26 protein-coding genes are annotated in these 26,549 nt (G+C 58.9%); 13 read left to right on the top strand and 13 right to left on the bottom strand.

All coding sequences use genetic code 11. The annotated features are described in order from the left end of the window. Positions 1-13: 13 nt before the first annotated feature. The 7 genes from odhB to mdh form a co-directional block, all read right to left on the bottom strand. On the bottom strand, positions 14-1,546 hold the full coding sequence (gene odhB, locus FPZ52_RS01315; protein WP_146362967.1) for a 2-oxoglutarate dehydrogenase complex dihydrolipoyllysine-residue succinyltransferase: 1,533 nt from the start codon (positions 1,544-1,546) through the stop codon (positions 14-16). A 4-nt stretch (positions 1,547-1,550) separates the two neighbouring features. After that, the gene (locus FPZ52_RS01320) at positions 1,551-4,523 is read right to left on the bottom strand and encodes a 2-oxoglutarate dehydrogenase E1 component (RefSeq protein WP_146362969.1); all 2,973 of its coding nucleotides are present in this window, start codon (positions 4,521-4,523) and stop codon (positions 1,551-1,553) included. Positions 4,524-4,554: 31 nt separating this feature from the next. Continuing rightward, the gene (locus FPZ52_RS01325; RefSeq protein WP_146362971.1) at positions 4,555-5,073 is read right to left on the bottom strand and encodes a DUF805 domain-containing protein; all 519 of its coding nucleotides are present in this window, start codon (positions 5,071-5,073) and stop codon (positions 4,555-4,557) included. A gap of 23 nt (positions 5,074-5,096) precedes the next feature. Beyond that, positions 5,097-5,978: a succinate--CoA ligase subunit alpha gene (gene sucD, locus FPZ52_RS01330; RefSeq protein ID WP_146362973.1), complete on the bottom strand. Its 882-nt coding sequence runs from the start codon at positions 5,976-5,978 to the stop codon at positions 5,097-5,099. 5 nt (positions 5,979-5,983) lie between these two features. Next, a complete protein-coding gene (gene sucC / locus FPZ52_RS01335) occupies positions 5,984-7,177 on the bottom strand; it encodes an ADP-forming succinate--CoA ligase subunit beta (protein WP_146362975.1) in 1,194 nt (397 codons plus the stop codon). A 238-nt stretch (positions 7,178-7,415) separates the two neighbouring features. After that, positions 7,416-8,258, bottom strand: coding sequence for a putative nucleotide-diphospho-sugar transferase (locus FPZ52_RS01340; RefSeq protein WP_146362977.1), 843 nt, complete (start codon positions 8,256-8,258; stop codon positions 7,416-7,418). Next, positions 8,251-9,213: a malate dehydrogenase gene (gene mdh / locus FPZ52_RS01345; protein WP_146362979.1), complete on the bottom strand. Its 963-nt coding sequence runs from the start codon at positions 9,211-9,213 to the stop codon at positions 8,251-8,253. Before mdh ends, FPZ52_RS01340 begins: the two co-directional genes overlap by 8 nt. 201 nt (positions 9,214-9,414) lie before the next feature. Between mdh and FPZ52_RS01350 the strand changes: the two genes are divergently transcribed. From FPZ52_RS01350 to FPZ52_RS01390, 9 genes are all read left to right on the top strand, one after another. After that, entirely contained in the window at positions 9,415-10,296 is an 882-nt protein-coding gene (locus FPZ52_RS01350; RefSeq protein ID WP_338052799.1) for an HpcH/HpaI aldolase/citrate lyase family protein, read from the top strand. Then, complete coding sequence (locus FPZ52_RS01355) at positions 10,296-10,841, top strand: NnrU family protein (RefSeq protein WP_146362981.1); 546 nt, start codon at positions 10,296-10,298, stop codon at positions 10,839-10,841. Before FPZ52_RS01350 ends, FPZ52_RS01355 begins: the two co-directional genes overlap by 1 nt. A 7-nt stretch (positions 10,842-10,848) precedes the next feature. Further along, positions 10,849-11,052, top strand: coding sequence for a DUF1737 domain-containing protein (locus tag FPZ52_RS01360; RefSeq protein ID WP_146362983.1), 204 nt, complete (start codon positions 10,849-10,851; stop codon positions 11,050-11,052). A gap of 173 nt (positions 11,053-11,225) precedes the next feature. Continuing rightward, entirely contained in the window at positions 11,226-11,615 is a 390-nt protein-coding gene (gene sdhC, locus FPZ52_RS01365) for a succinate dehydrogenase, cytochrome b556 subunit (RefSeq protein ID WP_146362985.1), read from the top strand. A gap of 10 nt (positions 11,616-11,625) precedes the next feature. After that, complete coding sequence (sdhD, locus tag FPZ52_RS01370; protein ID WP_146362987.1) at positions 11,626-11,997, top strand: succinate dehydrogenase, hydrophobic membrane anchor protein; 372 nt, start codon at positions 11,626-11,628, stop codon at positions 11,995-11,997. 20 nt (positions 11,998-12,017) lie between these two features. Continuing rightward, complete coding sequence (gene sdhA, locus FPZ52_RS01375) at positions 12,018-13,823, top strand: succinate dehydrogenase flavoprotein subunit (RefSeq protein ID WP_146362989.1); 1,806 nt, start codon at positions 12,018-12,020, stop codon at positions 13,821-13,823. A gap of 12 nt (positions 13,824-13,835) precedes the next feature. Continuing rightward, positions 13,836-14,615, top strand: coding sequence for a succinate dehydrogenase iron-sulfur subunit (locus FPZ52_RS01380; RefSeq protein WP_146362991.1), 780 nt, complete (start codon positions 13,836-13,838; stop codon positions 14,613-14,615). A gap of 3 nt (positions 14,616-14,618) precedes the next feature. Next, positions 14,619-15,341 carry a ZIP family metal transporter gene (locus FPZ52_RS01385; RefSeq protein WP_146362993.1) on the top strand — a complete coding sequence of 241 codons (723 nt, stop codon included), beginning with the start codon at positions 14,619-14,621 and terminating at the stop codon, positions 15,339-15,341. A gap of 459 nt (positions 15,342-15,800) precedes the next feature. After that, on the top strand, positions 15,801-17,060 hold the full coding sequence (locus tag FPZ52_RS01390) for a DEAD/DEAH box helicase (protein WP_146362995.1): 1,260 nt from the start codon (positions 15,801-15,803) through the stop codon (positions 17,058-17,060). Between the two features lie 6 nt (positions 17,061-17,066). Here the strand turns inward: FPZ52_RS01390 and deoD are convergent, their stop codons facing one another. After that, entirely contained in the window at positions 17,067-17,771 is a 705-nt protein-coding gene (deoD, locus tag FPZ52_RS01395; RefSeq protein ID WP_146362997.1) for a purine-nucleoside phosphorylase, read from the bottom strand. Between the two features lie 185 nt (positions 17,772-17,956). Here deoD and FPZ52_RS01400 point away from each other — a divergent pair, with 185 nt between their 5' ends. From FPZ52_RS01400 to FPZ52_RS01415, 4 genes are all read left to right on the top strand, one after another. Beyond that, entirely contained in the window at positions 17,957-18,169 is a 213-nt protein-coding gene (locus tag FPZ52_RS01400) for a hypothetical protein (RefSeq protein WP_146362999.1), read from the top strand. Beyond that, positions 18,114-18,827: a helix-turn-helix transcriptional regulator gene (locus tag FPZ52_RS01405; protein WP_146363001.1), complete on the top strand. Its 714-nt coding sequence runs from the start codon at positions 18,114-18,116 to the stop codon at positions 18,825-18,827. The genes FPZ52_RS01400 and FPZ52_RS01405 overlap by 56 nt, the downstream gene beginning before the upstream one ends. Positions 18,828-18,919: 92 nt before the next feature. Then, complete coding sequence (locus tag FPZ52_RS01410) at positions 18,920-19,555, top strand: acyl-homoserine-lactone synthase (RefSeq protein ID WP_146363003.1); 636 nt, start codon at positions 18,920-18,922, stop codon at positions 19,553-19,555. A gap of 40 nt (positions 19,556-19,595) precedes the next feature. Beyond that, positions 19,596-21,125 (top strand): ATP-dependent DNA helicase, encoded by a 1,530-nt coding sequence (locus FPZ52_RS01415; protein WP_146363005.1) that lies wholly within the window; start codon positions 19,596-19,598, stop codon positions 21,123-21,125. Here the strand turns inward: FPZ52_RS01415 and FPZ52_RS01420 are convergent. From FPZ52_RS01420 to FPZ52_RS01440, 5 genes are all read right to left on the bottom strand, one after another. Then, the gene (locus FPZ52_RS01420) at positions 21,096-21,851 is read right to left on the bottom strand and encodes a TIGR02186 family protein (RefSeq protein WP_146363007.1); all 756 of its coding nucleotides are present in this window, start codon (positions 21,849-21,851) and stop codon (positions 21,096-21,098) included. The genes FPZ52_RS01415 and FPZ52_RS01420 overlap by 30 nt on opposite strands. Beyond that, the gene (locus FPZ52_RS01425) at positions 21,848-22,774 is read right to left on the bottom strand and encodes a sulfite exporter TauE/SafE family protein (protein ID WP_146363009.1); all 927 of its coding nucleotides are present in this window, start codon (positions 22,772-22,774) and stop codon (positions 21,848-21,850) included. Before FPZ52_RS01425 ends, FPZ52_RS01420 begins: the two co-directional genes overlap by 4 nt. A gap of 147 nt (positions 22,775-22,921) precedes the next feature. Beyond that, entirely contained in the window at positions 22,922-23,887 is a 966-nt protein-coding gene (locus FPZ52_RS01430) for an ABC transporter permease (protein ID WP_146363011.1), read from the bottom strand. After that, positions 23,887-24,981 (bottom strand): ABC transporter permease, encoded by a 1,095-nt coding sequence (locus tag FPZ52_RS01435; protein WP_146363013.1) that lies wholly within the window; start codon positions 24,979-24,981, stop codon positions 23,887-23,889. The genes FPZ52_RS01430 and FPZ52_RS01435 overlap by 1 nt, the downstream gene beginning before the upstream one ends. A 1-nt stretch (position 24,982) precedes the next feature. Next, positions 24,983-26,548: an ABC transporter ATP-binding protein gene (locus FPZ52_RS01440; protein WP_146363015.1), complete on the bottom strand. Its 1,566-nt coding sequence runs from the start codon at positions 26,546-26,548 to the stop codon at positions 24,983-24,985. Position 26,549: the final 1 nt, after the last annotated feature.

Here is a 26,549-nt window from a genome sequence, read left to right on the forward strand (position 1 = left end):
GGCTCGTAGGTAGTTAAAGATCCATCAACAGCCGGCGCGGATCTTCCAGCGCTTCCTTGACGCGCACCAGGAAGGTCACAGCACCTTTGCCGTCAACGATCCGGTGGTCATAGCTCAGCGCCAGATACATCATCGGGCGGATCACGACCTGCCCATTGATCGCCATGGGACGTTCCTGGATCTTGTGCATGCCCAGGATGCCCGATTGCGGCGGGTTCAGGATAGGCGAGGACATCAGCGAGCCATAGACACCACCGTTGGAGATGGTGAAGGTGCCGCCCTGCATTTCCGACATCGAAAGCTTGCCGTCGCGGGCGCGCTTGCCTTTTTCGGCGATGGCTTTTTCGATCTCGGCGAAGGACATGCTGTCGGCGTCGCGAATGACCGGGACGACAAGCCCCGTGGGGGTCCCGGCGGCCACGCCCATATGCACGAAGTTCTTGTAGACGATGTCTGTGCCATCGATTTCGGCGTTGACCTCGGGCACTTCTTTCAGAGCGTGGCAGCATGCCTTGGTGAAGAAGGACATGAAGCCCAGACGAACGCCGTGCTTCTTTTCGAACAGGTCCTTGTATTCCTTCCGCAGCGCCATGACCTCGGTCATGTCCACCTCGTTATAGGTGGTCAGCATAGCGGCGGTGTTCTGGCTGTCTTTCAGGCGCTTCGCGATGGTCTGGCGCAGGCGGGTCATCTTCACCCGTTCTTCGCGTGCCGCGTCGTCGGCGGGAACCGGAGCACGCGGCGCAGCAGGTGCACTCGGCGCTGCTTTCGGCGCAGAGATCGCGTTCAGCACATCTTCCTTCATGATGCGACCGTCACGGCCCGTGCCCGTTACCTGATCGGCGGAGATGTTTTTCTCGGCCATCAGCTTGTTCGCAGACGGGGCGTTCTCTACGTCTTTTTGCCCATCGCCTGTGGGCTTCGCGTCAGATTTCGGAGCGTCGCCGGATTTCTTGGCTGGTGCTGCACCACCGGACGTCATCTCGCCCAGCTTGCCACCCGCTTCAATGGTTTCGCCTTCCTGGGCCGTGATCTTGCCCAAGGTGCCAGCGGCAGGGGCCGGGACCTCTACCGATACCTTGTCTGTTTCCAGTTCACACAGGATTTCGTCCTGCGCGACGTTGTCGCCTTCGGATTTGAACCAGGTCGATACGGTCGCCTCGGTGACACTTTCGCCAAGAGTCGGCACCATGATGTCAACGGTTTCGCCGCCCTTGCCGGAGATCTCTTCGGCATATTCGGCGTCGTCTTCGGTCTTCTGGGCGCTGACGCTCTCTTTAACCTTGGTTTCTTCCGGTCCTGCGTTGCCTTCTTCGGCAATGCTTGCCAGCAACGCGTCGACGCCTACTGTATCACCTTCTTGGGCAACGATTTCCGCCAGCTTGCCGGATGCGGGCGAGGGAACCTCGACCGTTACCTTGTCGGTTTCCAACTCGCACAGCATTTCGTCTTCGGTCACGGTGTCACCTGGTTTCTTGAACCAGGTGGCGACCGTGGCTTCGGTCACGCTTTCGCCAAGAGTTGGGACTCGGACTTCGATGGTCATCGGGTCAGTTTCCTTCGATTGTCAGCGCTTCATCGACAAGCGCATCTTGCTGTGCTTTGTGCTGGCTGGCCAGACCTGTGGCCGGAGAGGCCGAGGCATGGCGCCCGACATAGACGGGACGCTCATGTTTCGCGCCGATACGGGTCAGGACCCATTCGATATTGGGCTCGACAAATGTCCAAGCGCCCTGGTTCTTCGGTTCTTCTTGGCACCAGACCACCTGCGCGTCCTTGAAGCGTTCGAGCTCTTTCACAAGACTCAACGCGGGGAACGGGTAGAACTGTTCCAGGCGCAGAATATAGACATCGTCCAGCCCACGCTTGTCACGTTCTTCAAGCAGATCGTAGTAGACCTTGCCCGAACACATTACGACGCGGCGGATCTCGTTGTCGGGCTTCAGTTGTAGATCGGAATTGCCGTGTTCTGCATCGTCCCAGAGCACGCGGTGGAAAGACGAACCATCCGTGAACTGCTCAGCGGTGGATACCGCCAGCTTGTGACGCAGGAGAGACTTCGGTGTCATGATCACCAGCGGCTTGCGGAAGCTGCGGTAAATCTGGCGGCGCAGAATGTGGAAGTAGTTGGCCGGAGTCGTACAGTTGGCGACGATCCAGTTGTCTTCGGCGCACATCTGCAAGAAGCGTTCCAGACGGGCGGAGGAGTGTTCCGGTCCTTGCCCTTCGAACCCGTGCGGCAGCAGCATCACAAGGCCGGACATGCGCAACCACTTGCGTTCGCCCGAACTGATGAACTGGTCGAACATGATCTGCGCGCCGTTGGCGAAATCGCCGAACTGGGCTTCCCACATGACCAGCGCGTTCGGTTCGGCCAGCGAATAGCCATACTCGAAGCCGAGCACGGCGTATTCCGACAGCATGGAGTCGATGACTTCATAGCGTGCTTGACCGTCGCGGACATTGTTGAGCGGGTAGTAGCGCTCCTCGTCCTTCTGGCTGATCAGGGCTGAGTGGCGCTGGCTGAATGTGCCCCGCGCACTATCCTGACCGGACAGCCGAACGGGGTAACCTTCGGTCAGAAGCGATCCGAATGCCAACGCTTCGGCCGTTGCCCAGTCGAAACCTTTACCCGTTTCGAACATCTGCTTCTTGGCATCCATGATCCGTCTGACCGTGCGGTGGACAGGGAAGCCCTCCGGAACGGTGGAGATTGCCCTGCCGACCTGTTCGTAGGTCTCTTTCGAAATCCACGTTGTCCCGCGGTCGTATTCGTCCGGACGCGCGTCGAGATGCGACCAGCGACCGTCCAGCCAATCGGCCTTGTTGGGTTTGAATTCTTTTCCGGCTTCGAACTCTTCGTTCAGCATCGCCTGGAAGGCAGCCTTCATGTCGTCGATTTCCCCTTCGGGGATCAGACCGTCTTCGATCAGCCGTTCGGTATAGATCTGAAGCGTCGTCTTATGCTTCTTGATCTTGGTGTACATCTCCGGCTGAGTGAACATTGGTTCGTCGCCCTCGTTATGCCCGAAACGACGATAGCAGAAGATGTCGATCACGACGTCCTTGTGGAATTTCTGCCGGAACTCGGTCGCAACCTTTGCGGCATGTACGACGGCTTCAGGATCATCACCGTTCACGTGGAAGATTGGTGCTTCAACCATCAGCGCGATATCGGTCGGGTATGGCGACGATCGCGAGAAATGCGGCGCGGTCGTGAAGCCGATCTGGTTGTTCACGATGATATGCATCGTGCCACCGGTGCGGTGGCCCACCAGCCCGGACAGACCGAAGCCCTCCGCGACAACGCCCTGACCTGCGAAAGCTGCATCGCCATGCAGCAAAACCGGCAGAACTTTCACACGATCCGCATCGTTCAGTTGCGCCTGCTTGGCCCGCGCCTTACCTAGCACCACCGGGTTGACGGCTTCGAGGTGTGACGGGTTGGCGGTCAGCGAAAGGTGGACCTTGTTGCCGTCGAATTCTCGGTCGGAAGACGCGCCAAGATGGTACTTGACGTCGCCGGACCCTTCAACATCTTCTGGCTTGAAGCTGCCGCCCTGGAACTCGTTGAAGATAGCACGGTAGGGCTTGCTCAGGACGTTGGCCAAAACCGACAGTCGGCCGCGGTGAGGCATGCCGATAACGATGTCCTCGATACCGAGTGCACCGCCGCGTTTGATCACCTGCTCCATTGCGGGGATCAATGCTTCACCGCCATCGAGGCCGAAGCGTTTGGTGCCTGTGTACTTCACATGCAGAAATTTTTCGAAACCTTCCGCTTCGACCAATTTGTTCAGGATCGCGCGGCGACCCTCACGGGTAAAACGGATCTCCTTGTCAAATCCTTCGATCCGTTCCTTGAGCCATGCGGACTGTTCCGGGTCGGAAATATGCATGTATTGCAGAGCAAAGGTGCCGCAATAGGTGCGTTTCACGATCTCGATGATCTGGCGCATCGTGGCCAGTTGTAGGCCAAGCACGTTGTCGATGAATATTGGCCGGTCCATGTCGGCGTCGGTAAAGCCGTAGGATTTGGGGTCGAGTTCAGGATGTGCGCTTTGGTCGCGCATGCCAAGTGGATCGAGATCAGCAACAAGGTGCCCCCGGATACGGTAGGCGCGGATGATCATGATTGCCCGGACACTGTCCAGAACGGCGCGTTTGACCTGCTCGTCGGTCAGTTCTACATTGCCGTCTTTCGCCTTCGCCTTGATTTTGTCACCGGCACCCTTGATCTCGGGCGCGATCGTGAGCGTGTCGGCCCACTGTCCGTCCAGCGCTTGGGTCAGTTCATCGTCCGGCTGAGGCGGCCAGTCACGGCGTTCCCATGACGGTCCTTTTGCTTCCGCCTTGACCGCGACCTCGTCATCGCCAAGCGCGCGGAAGAACTCCTGCCACGCGTCGTCCAAGGCTGCCGGATTATCGGCGTATTGGGCGTATAGCTGTTCGATGTATTCCGCGTTCTGCCCCTGAAGAAAGCTTGAGGCGTGGAACAGGTCGTTGGGGCTGTGTTCGGTCATTATGATGCGTCCTGAATAGCGCAAACGGGTCTTATCGGGTCGGCACGGGGCCGTAGTGATTATCTGATGTGTCGCCCGGACGGGTCAGCCACCAGAGCTTTAGGATAGAAGCGACAAGTATGACCGCGTAGGTCACATACAAGCCGGTCAGTCCAACGACTGCCGCGACGGGATGCAGCCTTACCGGGTCCGCACCGACAGCTTCAATCGCGCCGAAGCCAAGTACGCCAAGCAGCAGCCCTGCAAAAGCGCATAGCACGATAATGGTCGGCAGAATCATGAACCAGCCCGGACGGCCCGTGTCGTGCATGCGACGCCATCCGGCGGCAAGCGCAGGGAACAGCGTGACAAACCAGAAAATCAGAGTGATGGGATGGCGGCCAGGTTCTTCTTCGGTCGCGAAGCCGAAGATCAGGCCGTCGATCATCTGGGCGACAAGGCCGCCCAGAATGACAAAGAGAAAGAACCACCAGTATTCCGGACGACTCGCGCGTCCCTGCAAGGTCAGGAATTTCGCGAAACAGGTTTTGACAGCGTCCATGAAACCCATGGCTCTTCCCCTAGTTCAGCGTATCAGCCGATCGCCTTGAGCACGGCTTCGCCAAGCTTGGCCGGGCTTTCGGCGACAACGATGCCAGCCGACTTCATGGCTTCGATCTTGTCGTCTGCACCGCCCTTGCCCCCGGCGACGATCGCGCCGGCGTGGCCCATGCGGCGTCCCGGAGGTGCCGTGCGACCAGCGATGAACCCGGCGGTTGGCTTGGAACGACCGCGCTTTGCTTCGTCCTTGAGGAACTGAGCGGCTTCTTCTTCCGCAGATCCGCCGATTTCACCGATCATGATGATGGATTCGGTTTCGTCGTCCGCGAGGAACCATTCCAGAACGTCCAGATGTTCGGTGCCCTTGATCGGGTCACCGCCGATGCCGACGCAGGTGGACTGGCCAAGGCCAACGTCAGTGGTCTGCTTGACGGCTTCGTAGGTCAGCGTGCCCGAACGGGATACGACGCCCACGGTGCCGCGCTTGTGGATGTGACCCGGCATGATGCCGATCTTGCAGGCATCCGGCGTGATGACACCCGGGCAGTTCGGGCCGATCAGCGTGGATTTGGAGCCTTCCAGCGCACGCTTGACCTTCATCATGTCGAGCACCGGAATGCCTTCGGTGATGCAGACGATCAGTTCCATTTCCGCGTCGATAGCTTCCATGATCGAATCTGCCGCGAAGGGCGGCGGTACATAGATCACGGATGCATTGGCTTCGGTCTTGGCCTTTGCTTCATGTACGGAATTGAAGACGGGCAGATCAAGGTGGGTCTGACCGCCTTTGCCGGGGGTCACACCGCCAACCATCTTGGTGCCGTATGCAATCGCCTGTTCGGAGTGGAAGGTGCCCTGCGAGCCAGTCAGGCCCTGACAGATAACCTTGGTGTTTTCGTCAACGAGTACAGCCATTTCTCTTAGCCCTTCACCGCTTTGACAATTTTCTCGGCAGCATCGGACAGGTCGTCCGCAGCGATGACGCTCAGGCCGGAATTGTTTATGATTTCCTTACCCTTCTCGACATTCGTGCCTTCGAGACGCACGACGAGTGGGACTTCCAGCCCGACTTCTTTCACGGCCGCAATCACGCCCTCGGCGATCACATCACAGCGCATGATACCACCGAAGATATTGACCAGGATGCCTTTGACGTTCTGGTCGGAGGTAATGATCTTGAACGCCTCGGTAACCTTTTCCTTGGTCGCCCCGCCGCCCACATCGAGGAAGTTGGCGGGCTCTGCGCCGTAAAGCTTGATGATGTCCATCGTCGCCATGGCAAGGCCTGCGCCGTTGACCATGCAGCCGATTTCACCGTCCAGCGCGATGTAGTTCAGGTCGAACTTCGATGCGGCCAGTTCCTTGGGGTCTTCTTCCGTCTCGTCGCGCAGCGCGGCGATGTCGGCGTGGCGGTAGATCGCGTTGCCGTCAAAGCCCATCTTGCAGTCGAGGCATTTCAGATCGCCTTCGTCGGTAACGATCAGCGGGTTGATTTCCAGCATCTCGGCGTCTTTTTCGACGAAGATCTGGTACAGCGTGTTGATCAGCGCTACGCACTGCTTGACCTGCTTGCCTTCCAGACCCAGCGCGAACGCAACGCGGCGACCGTGGAAGCCCTGGATGCCGGTGGCCGGATCGACGGAGAAGGACAGGATCTTTTCGGGCGTGTTCGCCGCGACTTCCTCGATATCCATACCACCTTCGGTGGAGACAACGAAAGAGATGCGGCTGGTCACGCGATCAACGAGCAGGGCGAGATACAGTTCGCGATCGATGCCCGATCCGTCTTCGATATAGATGCGGTTGACCTGCTTGCCTGCCGGTCCGGTCTGGTGCGTGACCAGCGTGCGGCCCAGCATCTTCGCGGTTTCATCAGCGGCTTCTTCGACCGATTTGGCTAGGCGGACACCGCCTTTTTCACCTGCTGATGCTTCCTTGAAGGAGCCCTTGCCGCGGCCCCCCGCGTGGATCTGGGCTTTAACGACCCAGAGCGGGCCTTCGAGTTCTCCCGCAGCCGTCTTGGCCTCTTCGGCTTTTGTCACGACACGCCCGTCGGACACCGGTGCCCCGTATTGGCGCAGGAGGGCTTTGGCCTGGTACTCATGAATGTTCATGAAGCTGTCCCGTCTTGGTGCAAATTAGGTAGGTCTCTAAACACATGAAACTAATAACAAGGAAATAGGAATTCTTGGGTTTTCTGGCATTTCAGCTAGATTTTTCACATTTGTGATCACAGGCCAGAAATGTGTGATCACAAACCCTGCGACTTCCTTTCCTACCGCGAGAATCACCTATGACCGTAACGTCAAGCGACGTTTCGTCAAAGCTCCGAGGCTTGTGCCTTGGGCGGTGCTATGGGGTTCGCGCGAAGATCTTTCCGATCAGCCGACGCAGCTTGGCGGGGAAGTTGAACGGCGCGAATGCCTTTTCCCTGGTTCCTGGAGACAACTGCTTGTCCGCGCGGATCAACGCATCGACATGCCGCAAAAATATGGGGCTATAGATCGTCCAGGGTGCCGGGGCTTTATCATCACGGCGCATATTCTTGATGAAATAGGAGCTGTGAAGAATGCGTGGGGCAGGAGCGTTCGACCCTTGAAACCACCATGGATTGGGGACGCGTACATTGTATTCAGGCGGAAGGATGGCGAGACGCAGGTCGCTTTTCCAAAGCATCTCGCGAAACACCGGCTGATCGCGTTTGAGCCCTTCTTCCGTCATCACGTCGCGGCAGTGCATGAGGAAGGCGGTCGTCTCGGGTGTCTTGCGAACGCCGATCACGCCGCCATTGATCTGGGGAAAGGCGTTGGGAATTTCGACGTTCCAGACCTGCCGCGCGAAGTTCTGATTGCGGTTCTGCACGTGGGCTGCGGCGATATCGAAATGGTCGAGCACTTCGAAGACGTCACTGATATCCGCAACCACGACCAGATCGGCGTCAAGATAAATGGTCTTGTCGAAGCGGGACCGGATCATCGACTCGAATTTTGGCCGAAACCAGCTCTTCTCGAGCATGTGGACCGCATCGAAAAGCCCCGGCTCTACGTCGCTATCCGTGAAGATGTCGATCGCAAGTTCGGGGTTGGATTTCCGAACAGACCGGGCGGCCTGTTCGGCTACGGTGAGGTAGCGCTTTCCGGAAACTGCGAAGACGACCCCGCAGGCTTCCGGGCGGCTTTCAGGCGTGTCAGCCAAGGTTTTCGTCGATGCCCTTGCACGCGTCGACCAAGCCTTTCACGGCGTCGACGGACTTGTCGAACATCGCTTGCTCGTCCTTGCCGAGCTTGATGTCGATGATCCTTTCAATGCCGTTTCCGCCGATTACGGTTGGAACGCCGACATAGAAGCCGTCAAGGCCGAACGGGCCGTCGACGTAAGCTGCACAAGGCAGGACACGCTTTTGGTCTTTCAGGTAGGCCTCGGCCATCTCGATCGCGGAGGTTGCTGGCGCATAATAGGCCGAGCCGGTTTTCAGCAAGCCGACGATCTCTGCGCCACCGTCGCGGGTGCGCTGTACGATGGCGTCAAGCTTCTCTTGCGTCGTCCAGCCCATTTTCACCAGATCTGGCAGCGGGATACCGGCGACGGTCGAATAGCGGGTCAGCGGAACCATCGTGTCCCCGTGGCCGCCCAGAACAAAGGCGGATACGTCGCGCATCGATACGCCGAACTCCAGGCTCAGGAAGTGACGGAAACGCGCACTGTCCAGAACGCCAGCCATGCCGACAACTTTCTCATGCGGCAGACCCGAATACTCGCGCAGCGCCCAGACCATCGCGTCAAGCGGGTTGGTGATGCAGATGACGAATGCGTTCGGGGCGTGTTCCTTGATGCCCTCGCCTACGGACTTCATTACCTTCAGGTTGATGCCCAGCAGGTCGTCGCGGCTCATGCCCGGCTTGCGCGGGACACCTGCGGTGACGATGCAAACGTCGGCGTCGGCAATGTCGGCGTAGTCCGTTGCGCCGCTGAGCGCAGCATCGAAGCCCTCTACGGGGCCGGATTCCGCGATGTCGAGCGCCTTGCCCTGTGGAATGCCGTCAGTGATGTCGAAGAGAACGACATCGCCCAATTCCTTGATAGCGGCGAGATGGGCGAGTGTGCCGCCAATCTGCCCGGCTCCGATCAGGGCGATCTTGGGTCTGGCCATGATTCTTAATCTCCGGTCCATGAATACTCCGCAGGGTGGGTAGTCCGAATGTGCCCACCACGCAAGGGATCGCTGTGGATATCCATTGTTGACGCAAGGCCGCGCGCGGATTGGCCGAGACCTTAAGCAGTTGTGATCCTGTTATGTTGCGTGGCTTCGGCGTAAGGTCGGAGCCGAATCGAAAGTTAGATGGGCAAGCCAGTGAACCAGCCAACTTCGTCTGACACGGTCCCGGAGATGCAGTTGCTTCGCTCGATGCTTTATGTGCCTGGGTCGCGCGTTTCCGCCATTGAAAAGGCGCGAGAACTACCCGCCGACGCGGTGATTCTCGACCTTGAGGACGCTGTCATACCCGATCAGAAACCGGGTGCGCGTAAAGCCGTTGCCGACGTTCTGTCAGCCGGGGGCTTTGGGCCGAGAGCGGCACTGGTCCGTGTGAACGCAGGCGGTACCCCCTGGCATCATGAAGATGTGTCGATGGTGGCGGTAAGTGGCGCTGCGGGTGTCGTGTTGCCCAAGGCGGAAGATCCGTCGCAAGTTGAGGCGGTCGCGGCTCGGCTGGATGACGAGATGTCCGTATGGGCGATGATCGAAACTCCGCGGGGGGTGTTGGCAGCGGAACGAATTGCTTCGACATCGGGCGTGGCGGGGCTGATTGCGGGTACGAATGATCTGCGGTTGGACCTGCAGGCCAAGGTATCGCCAGACCGAGCTGCTCTGACCCACGCACTCCAGATGATCGTTCTGGCGGCGCGGGCGGCCGGGGTCGCGGCAATAGACGGTGTGTTCAATGCGCCGAAGGACGCTGAAGGTTTGCGGCGAGAATGTCTTCAGGGACGGCTGTTCGGCTTTGACGGCAAAACCCTGATCCATCCGGAGCAGTTGGGAATTGCCAATGACGTTTTTGGTCCGACGCCGGACGAGGTGTCTTTTGCTGCGCGCCAGATCGAAGGGTTCACATCGGCTCAGGCGAATGGGCAGGGCGTCGCGGTCGTGGATGGCGTAATCGTCGAGGAACTTCATGTCCGTTCAGCGAGACAGCTAATAGTGAAGGCGGATTTGATCCGCGACAGGGGGTGGTGATGGTACTGCTGATCTTCGGTTTGGCATTGTGGTGGGCGGGGCATCTATACGGCCGCATCCTGCCTGATCTGCGCAGCCGGCTTGGCAAGTCGGGGCGCGGGGTATCGGCCGTTGTTATCCTGCTCGGTGTGCTGTGCATGGTGTTCGGGTTCCGCGTGGCAGATGTCGTGCCGCTTTACCCGAAAATGGCGTGGGCGGTGCATCTCAACAATCTGTTGGTGCTGATTGCCTTCTACCTGTTCGCGGTGGCCGGTGCGAAAACACGATTACATCGCATTATCCGTCACCCGCAACTGACCGGCTTCAGTATCTGGGCCGTCGCGCATCTGCTGGTGAATGGTGATCTGGCGTCTTGGGTCATGTTCGGCGGGCTGCTCGTATGGGCGTTGACTGAAATGGTCTTGATCAATCGCGCGCAGCCGGATTGGGAGCGCCCGCCAGTTGCAAGCAAGGCCAAGGAGATTCGTGCCGCCGCGATTGCGCTCGTGCTTTACGCGGTCGTTGCGGCGATCCATAGCTGGCTGGGCTATTTCCCATTTGGATAGGTGAAAGATGAAACTTTACCGACTATTGACCGAAGAAGACACCTCTGCGTTCTGCCACAAGGTGACGGACGCGCTGAACAAAGGGTGGGAGCTTTATGGAGGTCCTACCTACGCATATGATCAAGCGAACGGTGTCATGCGATGCGGTCAGGCGGTGGTGAAAGAAGTAGAAGGCACTTACACGCCGGAAACGAGACTGGGCGCACATTAGTGAGTTGCTAATTTGTGATCACACGATTGACGCGTGTGATCACAAAGCAGGCTTTTCGACGCAAACATCGTGAATACGTAGCGATTTGGGGAGGTTTCGGGCTGACAGCGCAGAAAAAGCTGCTATCACGAGGACCAATTCGACCAAAGGTATCTGACCTGAAAGGGTAACCCATGGCTGACGTGAATCGGGGTAACCGCCCGTTATCGCCCTTTATGCTGGGGCCGTACTATCGCCTGCAACTTAATTCCGTGACGTCGATCCTGACGCGCGTCACCGGCAACGCGCTAATCGTGGCGACCATCTTGATCGTCTGGTGGCTTGTCGCCGCCGCGACGGGCCCAGAAGCGTTCGCGACCGCAGATGCATTCGTGACGTCGTGGTTCGGTGATCTGGTAATGTTCCTGTCGCTTTGGGCGCTGTGGTATCACTTCCTCGCGGGCATCCGGCACTTGATCTGGGACACGGGGCGCGGCTTTCAGTTGAAAGATGCGGATGCAATGGGCTGGATCGTGGTTGGCGGATCGGTGGTTATGACCATCGTTTCCGCACTGGCGATGTAAGGGGGCCGAGATGCGTTATCTGACTGACCGCAAACGCGCGACCGGCCTTGGCTCTGCCAAATCAGGGACAGAGCACTTCTGGAACATGACCCTCAGCAGCATCGGCCTGCTGGTGCTTGTCCCGCTGTTCATCTTTACCTTCGGGCCACAGCTTGGCGCGCCCTACGAGGAAGTCGTCGCCTATTTCGCGCGTCCTTTCCCCGCGATTGTTGCGGGCCTGACCCTGACGGTCGGCATGCTGCACTTCAAGAATGGGGCGCAGGTGGCAATCGAAGACTATGTCGGGGGCCTGACACGCAAGATCGCCATCGCGGTGACGGTCTGCCTGAGTTACGCGCTGATAGGTGCCGGGCTCTACGCCCTTGTGCGCCTCGCGCTTTGATCTGACGGAGCACTGAGAATATGGCTGCATACGAATACGAGACGCATGAATATGACGTCGTGGTCGTTGGTGCCGGGGGCGCAGGCCTTCGCGCGACGCTCGGCATGGCCGAGCAGGGGCTGCGCACCGCTTGCGTGACCAAGGTGTTCCCGACCCGTTCACACACGGATGCCGCGCAGGGCGGGATCGCCGCATCGCTGTCCAACATGGGCCCCGACAACTGGCAGTGGCATATGTACGACACGGTCAAGGGATCGGACTGGCTGGGCGACACGGACGCGATGGAATACCTTGCCCGTGAAGCTCCCAAGGCCGTCTATGAGCTGGAACACTATGGCGTTCCGTTCTCGCGCACCGAGGAAGGCAAGATCTATCAGCGCCCCTTCGGTGGTCACACCACCGAGTTCGGCGAAGGCCCGCCGGTGCAGCGCACCTGTGCAGCCGCGGACCGCACGGGCCACGCGATCCTGCACACGCTTTACGGTCAGTCGCTGAAGCACAATGCGGAGTTTTACATCGAATACTTCGCGCTCGACCTGATCATGGGCGATGATGGTGCATGCCAGGGCGTGCTGTGCTGGAAGCTTGATGACGGCACGCTCCACCTGTTCAACGCCAAGATGACCGTTCTGGCGACGGGCGGTTACGGCCGCGCTTATTTCTCCGCCACCTCCGCACACACCTGTACGGGTGATGGTGGTGGCATGGTCGCGCGCGCTGGCCTGCCGCTGCAGGACATGGAGTTCGTCCAGTTCCACCCCACCGGCATCTACGGTTCCGGCTGCCTGATCACCGAAGGTGCGCGGGGCGAGGGCGGTTACCTGACCAACAGCGAAGGCGAGCGTTTCATGGAACGCTACGCGCCGACGTATAAGGATCTGGCGTCTCGCGACGTGGTGTCCCGCTGCATGACCATGGAAATCCGTGAAGGGCGTGGTGTGGGCGCGGAAGGCGATCACATCTACCTGCATCTGAATCACCTGCCACCGGAAACGCTGGCCGAGCGCCTGCCGGGGATTTCCGAATCCGCGCGTATCTTTGCTGGTGTGGACGTGACGAAGGAACCGATCCCGGTTCTGCCGACGGTTCACTACAACATGGGCGGTATTCCGACGAACTACTGGGGCGAGGTGCTGAACCCGACCCAGAAGCAGCCCGACCGTGTTGCCAAGGGCCTGATGGCCGTGGGCGAAGCGGGCTGCGCGTCGGTGCATGGTGCAAACCGCCTTGGATCGAATTCACTGATCGATCTTGTGGTGTTCGGGCGCGCTGCGGCGATCCGTGCGGGCGAGGTTGTTGATCCGAATGACCCCAATCCAACGCCGAACCAGAAATCCATCGACAAGGCGCTGGATCGTTTTGATGAGTTCCGCCATGCCAATGGCACGACCCCGACCGCCGATCTGCGGCTTGAGATGCAGAAGACGATGCAGCAGGACGCTGCCGTGTTCCGCACCGACAAGACGCTGGCCGAAGGCGTCGAGAAGATGACAGCCGTTGCCGCGAAGATGGATGATCTGAAAGTCACCGACCGCTCGCTCGTGTGGAACAGCGACCTGATGGAAACACTGGAGTTGGCCAACCTGATGCCCAACGCACTGGCGACGATCCATGGTGCAGAGGCGCGCAAGGAAAGCCGTGGTGCACATGCGCATGAGGACTATCCCGACCGAGACGATGAAAACTGGCGCGTTCACACATTGGCAAAGGTCAAGGACACCAAGGTCACGCTGACCTATCGCCCGGTGCATCTGGATCCTCTGACGAAAGAGGACGAAGGAGGCATCGACCTGAAGAAAATCGCGCCCAAGGCGCGGGTGTATTGAGGAGGCAAGACCATGGTCCAGCTGACACTCCCCAAGAACTCGAAGATCACCACGGGCAAGACTTGGCCGAAGCCGGAAGGTGCAACAAATGTCCGCAAGTTCCAGATTTACCGCTGGAACCCCGATGACGGCCGGAACCCGCGGGTCGACACCTATTTCCTCGATATGGATGCCTGCGGGCCGATGGTTCTGGACGCGCTGATCAAGATCAAGAACGAGATCGACCCCACGCTGACCTTCCGCCGGTCCTGCCGCGAAGGTATCTGCGGGTCTTGCGCGATGATGATCGACGGCATTAACACGCTGGCCTGCATCTACGGCCTGGACGAGATCAAGGGTGATGTGAAGATCTACCCGCTGCCGCACATGCCGGTGGTTAAGGATCTGATCCCGGACCTGACGCATTTCTACGCGCAGCACGCCTCGATTATGCCGTGGTTGGAAACCAAGACGAACCGTCCGGCCAAGGAATGGCGACAGTCGATCGAGGATCGCAAGAAGCTCGACGGTCTGTATGAATGCGTGATGTGCGCGTCCTGCTCGACGTCCTGCCCCAGCTACTGGTGGAACGGTGATCGTTACCTTGGGCCAGCAGCGTTGCTGCATGCCTATCGGTGGATCATTGACAGCCGTGACGAAGCGACGGGCGAACGACTGGATGATCTGGAAGACCCGTTCAAACTGTATCGCTGTCATACGATCATGAACTGCGCGAAGACCTGCCCGAAAGGTCTGAACCCCGCCAAGGCCATCGGCGAAATCAAGAAGATGATGGTCGAGCGGATCGTTTGATCCGTGGAGCAGCCGGGACTTATCCACGCGTTGCTTCTGTCCACCTTCGCAGGCGCGTCCATTCCGTTGGGCGCGCTTTTGGCTTCGCGGGACGGCTTTATCCCCGGTTGGCTGCAAGACGAGTTTCGCCATACCGTCGCAGCGTTTGGCGGCGGCGCGCTTTTCTCGGCCATCGCCCTTGTGTTGGTTCCGGAGGGGGCTGAGCGCCTGAATGCGTTCCCGGCGCTGATCCTGTTTGCGGCAGGTGGGGTTCTTTTCTTTGTGGTGGACCGGTATCTGCAAATGCGCGGCGGCCACATGGCGCAGTTCATGGCGATGATGCTCGATTATGTGCCCGAAGCGATGGCGCTCGGAGCGATACTGGCAAGCGACCCATCCGTCGCATTGCTGTTGGCAGGACTTATCGCGCTGCAGAACTTCCCTGAAGGGTTCAACGCATATCGTGAGCTCAAGGAAAACGGCGCGGGGTCGAACCGCAAGCTGCTGCTCTTGCATCTTGCGATGGTGCCGGTCGGACCCATCGCCGCTACGATCGGAATGGCGACCCTTGTGGACACGCCACAAATTCTCGGCGGCATCATGCTGTTTGCCGCGGGTGGGATCCTATACCTGCTATTTGAAGACGTTGCTCCGCAGGCGCGGTTGGATCGTCACTGGGCACCACCTCTCGGCGCGGTTGCGGGCTTCCTGTTGGGTTTTGCCGGGAATTTGGCAATCGCTGGCTAGGTTATGCTGCTACTGATCGCTTTGTCTGTAATCGTCATTGCGCTGTGGCTTACCTCTCCGCGCAGGGTGCGGATGCGGGACTGTCGCTGGCGGCGGAATGCGGGGCGGGATCGTGACGGGCAATGTTACTTCGTCTGTATGACCTGTGGTGCCGAGATATTGAAGGACGGCGATGCATCGCCGGACTTCTGTGCGCGACAAGGGTGATTGACTTTTTGTTTCACCGGGCACATATAGCGTTTCTCGCCGCGTGAGCGAGACGCACCAACCAGTGCCGCCCAGAGCAAGGGCATCGCACCGCAGCGCGAGCGGACAACCCAGATTCCCCGTCACGCAGGAGTCCGACGACCAGCACATGATGTGCGCGGTCCGTATCCCGTGTGACGTTCCCGTCGCTTGACGGCGGTTCCCAGCACAGTCTCGAACTCTTCCGGCATCGCCCGGACTGAAAGGTATCCTTTGACCAAATTTTCCGAACTCGGCCTGTCCGAGCGCCTCGTCCACAAACTTGACGCTCTGGGTCACGACACGCCCACGCCCATTCAGGCGGAGGCCATTCCGTGGGCACTGAAAGGCCGTGACATCATGGGGCTGGCCCAGACCGGCACTGGCAAGACGGCAGCGTTCTCACTGCCCATGATTGAACGCATTCTGAATTCCGGTGACCGGGCCGCGCCGAAAGAGGTGACAGCGCTGGTGCTTGCGCCGACGCGTGAACTCGCCCGCCAGATCACCGATACGCTCGCACCGCTGATCAAGCGCACCAATCTGCGCGTTGGGCTAGTCGTTGGTGGCATGTCCGTCGGCGCACAGGCAAAGCGCCTAAGCCGGGGAACCGACATCCTCGTCGCGACGCCCGGACGCTTGATGGACCATCTGGAGCGCGGATCGGTGAGCCTGTCGAACACGCAGTTCCTCGTTCTGGATGAAGCGGATCAGATGCTTGATCTGGGTTTCATCCACACCTTGCGCAAAATTGCCAAGCTGCTGCCCGAAGACCGTCAGACGCTTCTGTTCTCGGCCACCATGCCGAAGCAAATGGAAGAGATTTCGGAGAGCTATCTGTCGCGGCCCGTGAAAGTCGAAGTTGCGCCCCAAGGCAAGGTAGCTGACAAGATCGAACAGGCGGTCCATTTCGTTGCACAGACCGAAAAGGCGGGGCTGCTGAAGGAATATCTTGCGAAGCTGCCGAAGGCACGCTCGATCGTCTTCAGCCGCACCAAGCACGGTGCAGAGCGCCTGATGAAAGGACTGAATGCCGATGGCTTCAACGCGGCCGCGATCCATGGCAACAAAAGCCAAGGGCAGCGGGATCGCGCGTTGGCCTCGTTCAGATCTGGTGATGTGCAGATCCTTGTGGCCACGGATGTTGCAGCGCGTGGCATCGATATTCGTGACGTGACGCATGTGTTCAACTTCGATCTGCCGAACGTTGCGGAGAATTATGTTCACCGTATCGGCCGGACCGCGCGTGCCGGGGCCGAGGGCGAGGCAATTGCATTTTGCGCTCCGGACGAGATGTCCGACCTGCGCGGGATCGAACGGTTGATGAAACTGGATATTCCGGTGATTGGCGGCACAGCTTGGGCGCATGAGGACGCGCCGAAGTCCAAAGGTCGTGGCCGTCGCGGTTCCTCTGGCGGGGGTGGGCGAGGCCCGAAACCCGCGACGAATGCAAAGCCCGCGCGACGCCGTCACAAGCGTCGCCGCGCAGCATAAGGTTCGTCAGGCGAAGGCGGCTTCGAGCGCGATCTCGACCATGTCGCCAAAGCTGGACTGACGGTCTGACGAAGGCAGTTGTTCGCCGGTGATCAGGTGATCGGAGATGGTCAGGACGGCCAGCGCCCGGCACCCGAAGCGGGCGGCAACGGTGTAAAGTTCAGCCGCTTCCATTTCGACGCCCAGAATACCGTGGCGGGTCATCTGTTCGTTCAGGTCCGGGCGTTCATCATAGAAGACGTCAGACGAATAGATGCCCCCCACATGGGTTGCAATGTCGCGGCCCTCGGACGCCTCGGCGGCGGCCTTGAGTAGCGACCAGTCGGCGCAGGGCGCGAAGTTTAATTCCTTGAAGAAACCCATGGATGGCGTGGACATGGTCGTCGCAGTCATCGCGAGGATCACGTCACGCAGTGCGATCTTTTCCTGCATTGCGCCGGCTGACCCGATCCGGATGAGCGTCTTGGCCCCGTAATCGCGGATCAACTCGTTTGCGTAGATCGACAGCGATGGCATACCCATTCCCGATCCGTGGATCGTGACGCGATTACCTTTCCAGGTGCCCGTGAAGCCCAGCATCCCGCGGACTTCGTTCACGCAAACCGGATCGTCGAGGAAGGTTTCCGCCGCCCATTTGGCCCGCAGCGGGTCGCCGGGCATCAAAACGGTTTCTGCAATCTGTCCGGGTGCTGCGCCGATATGGACGGTCATGGCTGTCTCCATCTGTAATGTGTGAGGATCATTCGCACCTCAGACCGTATGAGCAAGTGAAAATCAACCATTTGCTAAACGCCGCCTCCCCATAAATGGGGGGGTGAATCTCGCGGGTATTATGAGAAACGCGGCTCGTGCTATGGTTGTATTAATGAACCGTTAACCACTCAGAGGAACAGTAGATGCAACAGGGCTGGGTGATAGATGTACTTGCGGATCTCAAAAGTTTCGCGCGTCAGAACGGGCTGCCCGTGCTGGCGGAGCAGTTGGATGATACGATCCTCGTCGCGGCGGCGGAGCTTGCCAAAACCTCTGGTTTGGCGGAGCTAGAGCGTGAGCATGGCGGGCAGGATCGAACGATTCGTAACACTATTGCAGCAGGTGACAACGCCTGAGGGTCTGCAGCCCGTCATCCATGAGCTACGCGAACAGCTTCAGGCGGACCATGTTGTCTTTCATTCGATCGGAAAGGGTGGTCGGCAATTTGCGGCACTGACGTACGAGACCGATTGGGTCGATCGATATTTAGAGATGGGGTATGCTCGGATTGACCCGGTCGTCCAGGGATGCTTCCAACGTTTTCAGCCGGTGGACTGGAAGGCGCTGGATTGGAGCACGAAAGCGTCACGTTCTTTTCTGCATGAGGCGCTGGAGGCGGGCATTGGCAATCAGGGCCTGTCGTTGCCGGTTCGGGGTCCGGGCGGACAGTTCGCACTATTTACCGTGAACAGCCGCACGACCGACGATAGTTGGCAGCGGTACTGCGACACGCATCTCAATGATCTGATCCTTGCTGCCCACTTGCTGAACCAGCGCGTGCTGGAACTTTCTTCGCCAGAGGCCATGCCCAGAATGCACCACCTTTCGCCACGGGAGGTGGACACGCTAAGCCTGCTTGCGATCGGGCGGTCCCGTGCGCAAGCGGCGGATGCGCTATCGATATCAGAACACACCTTGCGGGCCTATATCGAGGCAGCCCGGTTCAAGCTTGGGGCGCAAAACACCACGCATGCCGTGGCGAAGGCGATGTCGATGGGACTACTCGTTCTGTAGCGCAAACGCTTAAACAGCGCACGCCGTCATTAGCATTGATTAAACTTCATTTTGCCATGTTGTTCGCGCTGTTCATGTAAACGGGGCGTCAGATGATCCGATATATCCCAGCCGATCGGTTGAACGAGTTTACCAAACTGCGCGACACGATGTTTCGTGACCGAGCGGATCAGTTCAAGACGCGACTGGGCTGGGATGTATCGATCAGTGATCAGGGTGAGGAGCGCGATGAGTATGATGCGCTTAACCCGCTATATGTAATTTGGCAGAACCGCGACGGCACCCATGGCGGATCGATGCGCTTCTTGCCCAGCACTGGTCCGATCATGGTGAATGACCATTTCGCGAAATTATTGATGGGGCGGCCAATACGAAATCCGAAAATCTGGGAATGCACCCGCTACTGCCTCGCGCGAGGGGTGGAGCCGCGCGTGTCCGCGGCCTTGATGCTGGGCGGAGCCGAGATCGGCATGGCGTTCGACCTGACTTTTGCCGTTGGTGTATTCGATGCTCGGATGATGCGTATCTATCAGCGGTTGAGTTGGCCTCCGATGGTCATGGCCACCTCTGGCGAAGGACGCGATGCCATCAGCGTGGGTTTCTGGTCGTTCTCCGATGACGTGATCAATCGGCTGAGCCTGAAGTCGGGCATCGCGCGTGCCGTGTCACGTTACTGGGCGCAGCAGGATCTGTCGCATTTCTCGCGTCACATCCGCAAGAGCGCATAAGCCGCTGGCGATAGGCAGGCACGATGGATAATGTGCCAGTATGAATGATGTTTCTGTCCACACGCTATCCGAAGACCAGCAGCGAACACTGGAAAGCATCGGTGAAATTTTGCGCGGAACGGGCGTTGATATATCCGCCGCCAAGATCGTGCCGCCGCAGAACAAGGGGGGCGGTGTTGCGGCCGTGCTGGGCAAGGCGGGGTCGGGGAAAACTCTTCTGCTCGCGCGGCTTTATCAAGGCTTGAAAGCTGCGGGGTTGGACATCGTCGGTGGCGACTATGAAGCACGCCGCCGCCGGGAACAGCGCACGCTGGCGATTCTTGCTCCGACGAACAAGGCGGCAAGTGTTCTGCGGATGCGCGGCGTTCCGGCGACGACGATACACCGCATTCTTTATACCCCGGTCTATGACCCAGAATATGAGAAGATTGCCGAATGGCTGATGGGCAATGGCGATCGTCCCGAAATCGAAGAACTGACCGAAGTTGCCATGGATCGGGCCGCGGCGTTCTACAAGCAACACAGTTCTATCCCCGGAGCGTTGGCGGCGGCCGGCTTGCGGGGATCTGATTTCATCACCGGTTGGAAACGACGTGAAGAGCCGCTCGATATAGGGTTCGTCGATGAAAGTTCCATGCTGGACAAGCGACAGTTTGACGATCTGAGGGAAATTTTTTCGACGCTCGTTTTGTTTGGTGATCCCGCCCAGTTGGCGCCAGTTGGCCAGTCGGGTGAGATGGTTTTCGATGAGCTTCCGGACGGTAAAAAGTTTGTGTTGCATCGAATCCATCGGCAGGATCAGAGCAATCCGATCCTCGATCTGGCCCATGCCCTGTCAAAAGATGATCTCGGCTTTCAAGACTTCGAACGGCTGGTCGAGGATGCCTCGCGAAAGGATGACCGCGTTGTCCTGTCTGGCCGCGTTGAGGCTGCCCTTATGGCGCGATCACCTGTTCTGGTTTGGCGAAATGCGACGCGGATCAGGCTGATTCACGCGTTTCGAGCGGCATATGATGCGCCCGACGATCACCTGCTGCCGGGCGAGCCGTTGATCTGTGATGGTCTGGAGCTGCCCCTGAAACATCGGAAGAAACGCCTTGATCTGGAGGCGCGTGGGCTGATCAAAGGCGCACAGGTCGTTTATTTGGGGCCCGGACGGCGGCGCGGCTTTTCCAGACTGCATGTGGTTGGCGCACCCGAACCGCAGCTATCTGCGGCGTCTATCGTCAAGATTGAAATGCCGGGGGAAGAAGAGCCCTTTATCCCCTATGCCGCGCATATGGGCGCAACCTTTCTGCATGGAGCAGCGGCGACTATCCACAAGGCGCAGGGGTCACAGTGGCGTGATGTCCAGGTCTTTGCACCGGATCTGTATGCCGCCGCGCAATCGGGGCGGGTCGAGGCTGGCATCCCGCTTTGGAAGCGCCTGGCCTATGTGGCGATTACGCGCGCGGAGGAGCGGTTGCATTGGGTGACGCGGTACCGGCTCGGGAAGCCGACGACGTCGCTGGGTGTGGATGATTTGGCGCGACCAGCCACGCTAGCGCTGGAACAGGCGGAAGATTGTTGAGGCGCCCCAGCCCGCAACAATGGCGATGATCAGCGATAGCACACCGTAATGCCACGGCTTCTCATGGGCGAGCGTAAACAGCCAGCGCTCCAGCCCGACCTTTCTGACATCTATAACAGTAGCGTAGGAGTCCACGATTTCACCTCCGCGAGACAGGAAAATTCGCGTAGGATAGCCACCCTCTAGCAGATTGGCCGGAAGCTGGATCTTGGTGCTGAACAGTGTGGCCTCCTCCAGATTAACTCCGCCTCCCATTTCGCGGAACTGGTCCTGTTCCTTACGGATGCGGATGAAAGCGTCAACGAACAGCGGCGCGTCGGGCGCATCGTCACTGATGCCCGTCGTGCGAACTGCGCGGTTGATGGTGATGCCGTAGCGGAGATTCTCGGTGTAGCTCAACACGTCCTCAAGCGGGGCGGTGCTGGCGACGGCATAAAAGCTCGGTGCCCGGCTAATGTGGACGCTATCGGTGTTAACCCAGATACCAAATCGCCGCGACTTGCGTCGTACATCAACCGGTGCTTCCGGCCCTGCGACGGTGACGATGACCTCTAGCGGCGGATCGGCGGCGGCGGGTTGATCGCGTTTGACCGCCCCAAAGATTAGGATCTCGGAGCCCTCGAACCGCGTCGTGATTGCAACTTCCTGCTGCGACAGTCCCAGTACGACCCGTTCGGCCCTCGCCGCGCTGAATAGCACGATGAGAAGCAGCGCAAGCCGGATCATCCCAGTGCCGCCTTGTTGATCGTGATGTTGTAAAGTTCATCTGGTCGAATGAACAAATCCAGCGCCAATTTCAGGCACATCCCAAGCACCAGTAACGCCAGCGCCACACGCAGTTGTTCGGCCTTAAGTTTGACACCAATCTGCGTGCCGATTTGGGCGCCGATTACGCCGCCGACAAGCAGCAAGACCGCCAAGACGATATCTACGGAATAGTTTGTGGCCGCATGCATAAGCGTTGTGAAGCCTGTCACGAAGATGATCTGGAACAGTGACGTTCCGACGACAACTTTCGTTGGCATGCCAAGCAGGTAAATCATGGCCGGAACCATGATGAATCCGCCACCGACGCCCATAATCGCGGACAGAACACCAACTGCTGCGCCGATGACAAGCGGGGGGATCAGTGAGATATACAGCCCCGAGCTACGAAACTTCACCTTCATCGGCAATGCGTGCACCCAAGTGTGCCGCTTGCGTTTGGGGCGGGACAGGTTTGGGTTACGGGAGCGTCTGATTGCGTTGAGACTCTCGATCAGCATCAGCGTGCCGATGATCCCCAGGAAGGCCACGTAGAACAGGGTGACGAGCAGATCGACCTGACCGATCTTCTTCAGCGCCGAGAAAAGCTGCACGCCGAGCGCGGCGCCGATTAGCCCGCCCGCCAGCAGGATCAGTCCCATGCGGAAATCGACGGTCTTTCGCTTCAGATGGGCCATCAAGCCGGAAACAGATGACGCGACGATCTGGTTGGCACCAGTTGCCACGGCAACGGCTGGCGGGACACCTATGAAAAACAGAAGCGGGGTAATGAGAAATCCGCCGCCCACTCCGAACATGCCCGAAAGGATACCGACAACCCAGCCGATGCCGAGCAGAAGCAGACCGTTTACGGACACTTCGGCGATGGGCAGATAAACTTGCATGGATCGGCAGCTGCCAGTTGAGGTGAAACTACCGCCAGATGGGCGGCCTTTTACGATACTGCGCTGAAATCCTGATCAGCTACAAGGGGCCGTGTGTTTCAAGTAACGCCGAACGACCGCATTGTTGCGACCGCTCGACAGTTTTTTCTAACGCTCTTTCACGTAAGCAGCACCGCCGGCGCGCGGCGGCGTTGCCTTCCCGACGAAACCGGCAAGAATGACGACCGTCAGGATGTAGGGCAAAGCTTGCATGAACTGCACCGGAATCGCGATGCCGAGTAGTTCGGCGTTCTGGAACCGGTTGCCAAGCGCGTCCAGCAGACCGAACAGAAGGCATGCCGACAATGCGTACCACGGGCGCCATTTGGCGAAGATCAACGCGGCGAGGGCGATGAAGCCACGTCCCGCGCTCATATCCTTCACGAAGCCTGCGGACAGGCCGGTGGCAAGATATGCTCCGGCCAGCCCGCAGAGGATGCCGCAAATCAGAACGGCGCCGTAGCGCAGCTTTATGACGGACACGCCCGCCGTATCTACCGCTCCCGGGTTTTCACCCACTGCACGCAGGCGTAGGCCGAACCGGGTGCGAAACAGCACCCACCATGTCAGCGGAACGGCAAGCAGGCCAACATATACAAGGATCGTATGACCGGACAGTACGTCATGGTAAAGTGGGCCGATCAGGGGCAGGGGCTCCAGCGTGTCGGCGAAGGGGAGCGTGATCGATTGAAAGCGTGCATTGCCTGCCAGAGGCGGCGTGCGTCCGCCCAGTGAAAACCAGTTCTGCCCGATCAGCACGGTCAGTCCGGCCGCAAGAAAGTTGATTGCGACGCCTGAAATCAGTTGGTTCCCGCGAAAGGTGATCGAAGCAAGCCCATGCACGACAGACAGAAACAGGGACGCCCCGCAGCCAGCCAAAAGCCCAAGCCATACCGATCCGGTGACAGCCGCACAAGCCGCAGAGAAAAAAGCAGCTGCGAGCATCTTGCCCTCAAGCCCGATGTCAAGCACGCCAGCGCGTTCCGAAAATAGCCCGGCGAGACAGGCCAGCAGCAACGGTGTGGCCAATCGAAGGGTTGAGTCGAGCAACAGAATGATTGTTGAGAAATCCATCACGCGTCCTTCCCGGGACCAATGCGAAGGAACATCCTTTCGACTGGCAAACGAACCATATTGTCGAGCGCACCGGTGAACAGGATGACGAGCGACTGGATGACAACAACCATTTCCTTGGTGATTGCGGGGATTTCGAACTCCAGTTCAGCGCCGCCTTGGTAAAGCATGCCGAACAGCAATGCCGCAAGAAACACGCCAAGGGGATGTGACCGTCCCATCAGTGCAACTGCGATGCCGACAAAGCCCGCGCCCTGCACGCTGTCGATGACCAACCTTTCTGCTTCGCCCTGAACAGCATTGACGGCCATCAGCCCGGCCAAGCCGCCGGAGATCAGCATCGACACCATGATAATTTTGTAGGGTGAGATCCCGGCATAGACTGCGGCGGGTTGTGACCAGCCATAGGCGCGGATTTCGTATCCCAGCCGTGTCCGCCAGATCAGGTAGTAAACTCCGATGCAGCACAGGATCGCGACGAAGAACGCTACGTTCAGCGGTGCAGAACGGGTAAAGCCCAGCCAACCGGCAAACTCAAAAGCCGATGGCAAACGTGCGCCTTCCGGGAAGCGTGGCGTTTCCGGAGCCATGCTGCCGGGCACTTTTAAAACGTTTACAAGCAGGTAAACCAGAAGTGCCGACGCGATGAAGTTGAACATGATTGTCGTGATGACGATGTGGCTGCCGCGCTTGGCTTGAAGATAAGCAGGGATCGCGGCCCATGCCGCGCCAAACAATGCGCCTCCGATGATCGCTGCGGGCAGTGCCAGCGACCAGTGCGGCCAAGGCAGCATCATGCACACCAGTGCTACGCCAAGACCGCCGAGCGTGGCTTGGCCCTCGCCGCCAATGTTGAACAGTCGAGCATGGAATGCAACGGCGACCGCGAGGCCCGTGAAGATGAAATTCGTCGCATAGTAGAGCGTATAGCCCCAGCCATAAGCTGATCCGACCGCACCGTTGATCATGATCCGCATGGCTTGGAACGGGTTCTCACCGATTAAGGCGATGACCAGACCGGACACGAGCAAGGCGAGCAAAAGGTTGATAGCTGGAATCAGAAGAATGTCGGCCCATTTGGGTAGTCTGTCCATGTCAGGCGGCCCTTCCGTCCATACCGGCCATCAGCATGCCCAGCTCCGTTTCGTTCGTTTCAGACGGCAGGCGTTCACCCATGACTTGCCCGTCGAACATCACGGCGATCCGGTCGGACAGGGACATGATCTCGTCGAGCTCCACGCTGACCAGAAGAATGGCCTTGCCCGCGTCGCGCAGTTCCACGATCCGTTGATGGATGAACTCGATCGCGCCGATGTCGACCCCTCGTGTCGGCTGGCCGACCAACAACAGGTCGGGAAGCCGCTCCATTTCACGCGCGAGCACCAGTTTCTGCTGGTTGCCGCCAGAGAAGTTCTTCGCTTCCAGTTCCGGGTTTGGCGGGCGCACATCGAAGCGTTCGATCTTGCCTTCGGCGTCTTTGCGCAGCGCGTCATTGTCCATTAGCGGACCGCGATTGTATTCGCTGCGTTCCTGATAGCCAAAACCGATGTTTTCCCACGCTTTGAAATCAAGAATTAGCCCAAGACGATGACGGTCCTCGGGCACATGTCCTATGCCTGCCTCCCGGCGGCTGAGCCCGTCTGCGCCTTTGCCCGAAAGGGGCAGGGGTTTGCCGTGCAGGGAAACTTCGCCCTGCGCTTCCGATATGCCGCCGAGTACCTCTAGCAGCGCCGACTGACCATTGCCTGCGACACCAGCGATGCCGAGGATCTCACCCGCGCGCACCTCCAGGTCAACACCTTTCAGGCGTTGCACACCCTGTGAGTCCGTCAGGTGCAGGTTCTTTACCGACAACACGACCTTGCCAGGCTTCGCCGGACCCTTCTCTACGCGCAGCAGGACCTTGCGACCGACCATCAATTCGGCGAGTTCCTCGGGGGATGTGTCTTTCGTCTTTACCGTTGCGGTCATCTTGCCATGATGCATCACGCTGACGGTATCGGTGACGTCCATGATCTCGCCCAGCTTGTGGGTGATCAGGACAATGGTTTTGCCTTCTTCTCGCAGGTTGCGCAGGATGCGGAACAGGTGGTCGGCCTCTGCCGGCGTCAGAACGCCGGTGGGCTCGTCCAAAATGAGAATATCTGCTTGACGGTATAGGGCCTTGAGAATTTCCACGCGTTGCTGGTGTCCGACGCTGAGGTTTTCGATCAGCTCTTCCGGATCGACATTCAGTTCGTATTCCTTGGCCAGATCGGTCAGCAGTTTGCGCGCTTTTGCCAGCGACGGGCGCAGCATGGCACCTTCCTCGGCACCGAGAACTACATTTTCGAGAACCGTGAAGTTCTCGACCAGCTTGAAGTGTTGGAACACCATGCCGATGCCCGCGCGGATCGCGGCTTGGCTGTCGGGGATTTCGGTCTTGCTCCCGCCGACCAGAATCTCGCCCTTATCGGCCTTGTAGAACCCGTAGAGGATCGACATCAGGGTGGATTTACCCGCACCGTTTTCGCCGATGATCCCGTGAATGGTCCCGCGCTGCACTTTCATAGAAATATCGCTATTGGCCTGCACGGGGCCAAAGGCTTTCGAGATGCCTCTGAGTTCAATGGCGGGAGCGGCCGGATCTAGCCGCTCCTCCCTTTCGTTTATGATCGACATC

The organism is Qingshengfaniella alkalisoli (assembly GCF_007855645.1).
Taxonomy (GTDB): Bacteria; Pseudomonadota; Alphaproteobacteria; order Rhodobacterales; family Rhodobacteraceae; genus Qingshengfaniella; species Qingshengfaniella alkalisoli.

Coding starts and splice junctions, on each gene's coding strand:
- FPZ52_RS01420 (WP_146363007.1), bottom strand. CDS start 21,851: ATGATCCGGCTTGCGCTGCTTCTCATCGTGCTATTCAGCGCGGCGAGG.
- FPZ52_RS01430 (WP_146363011.1), bottom strand. CDS start 23,887: ATGGATTTCTCAACAATCATTCTGTTGCTCGACTCAACCCTTCGATTG.
- FPZ52_RS01425 (WP_146363009.1), bottom strand. CDS start 22,774: ATGCAAGTTTATCTGCCCATCGCCGAAGTGTCCGTAAACGGTCTGCTT.
- FPZ52_RS01360 (WP_146362983.1), top strand. CDS start 10,849: ATGAAACTTTACCGACTATTGACCGAAGAAGACACCTCTGCGTTCTGC.
- mdh (WP_146362979.1), bottom strand. CDS start 9,213: ATGGCCAGACCCAAGATCGCCCTGATCGGAGCCGGGCAGATTGGCGGC.
- FPZ52_RS01380 (WP_146362991.1), top strand. CDS start 13,836: ATGGTCCAGCTGACACTCCCCAAGAACTCGAAGATCACCACGGGCAAG.
- FPZ52_RS01415 (WP_146363005.1), top strand. CDS start 19,596: ATGAATGATGTTTCTGTCCACACGCTATCCGAAGACCAGCAGCGAACA.
- sucD (WP_146362973.1), bottom strand. CDS start 5,978: ATGGCTGTACTCGTTGACGAAAACACCAAGGTTATCTGTCAGGGCCTG.
- sdhA (WP_146362989.1), top strand. CDS start 12,018: ATGGCTGCATACGAATACGAGACGCATGAATATGACGTCGTGGTCGTT.
- FPZ52_RS01355 (WP_146362981.1), top strand. CDS start 10,296: ATGGTACTGCTGATCTTCGGTTTGGCATTGTGGTGGGCGGGGCATCTA.
- deoD (WP_146362997.1), bottom strand. CDS start 17,771: ATGACCGTCCATATCGGCGCAGCACCCGGACAGATTGCAGAAACCGTT.
- sdhD (WP_146362987.1), top strand. CDS start 11,626: ATGCGTTATCTGACTGACCGCAAACGCGCGACCGGCCTTGGCTCTGCC.
- FPZ52_RS01440 (WP_146363015.1), bottom strand. CDS start 26,548: ATGTCGATCATAAACGAAAGGGAGGAGCGGCTAGATCCGGCCGCTCCC.
- FPZ52_RS01435 (WP_146363013.1), bottom strand. CDS start 24,981: ATGGACAGACTACCCAAATGGGCCGACATTCTTCTGATTCCAGCTATC.
- sdhC (WP_146362985.1), top strand. CDS start 11,226: ATGGCTGACGTGAATCGGGGTAACCGCCCGTTATCGCCCTTTATGCTG.
- odhB (WP_146362967.1), bottom strand. CDS start 1,546: ATGACCATCGAAGTCCGAGTCCCAACTCTTGGCGAAAGCGTGACCGAA.
- FPZ52_RS01325 (WP_146362971.1), bottom strand. CDS start 5,073: ATGGGTTTCATGGACGCTGTCAAAACCTGTTTCGCGAAATTCCTGACC.
- FPZ52_RS01320 (WP_146362969.1), bottom strand. CDS start 4,523: ATGACCGAACACAGCCCCAACGACCTGTTCCACGCCTCAAGCTTTCTT.
- FPZ52_RS01405 (WP_146363001.1), top strand. CDS start 18,114: ATGGCGGGCAGGATCGAACGATTCGTAACACTATTGCAGCAGGTGACA.
- FPZ52_RS01410 (WP_146363003.1), top strand. CDS start 18,920: ATGATCCGATATATCCCAGCCGATCGGTTGAACGAGTTTACCAAACTG.
- sucC (WP_146362975.1), bottom strand. CDS start 7,177: ATGAACATTCATGAGTACCAGGCCAAAGCCCTCCTGCGCCAATACGGG.
- FPZ52_RS01400 (WP_146362999.1), top strand. CDS start 17,957: ATGCAACAGGGCTGGGTGATAGATGTACTTGCGGATCTCAAAAGTTTC.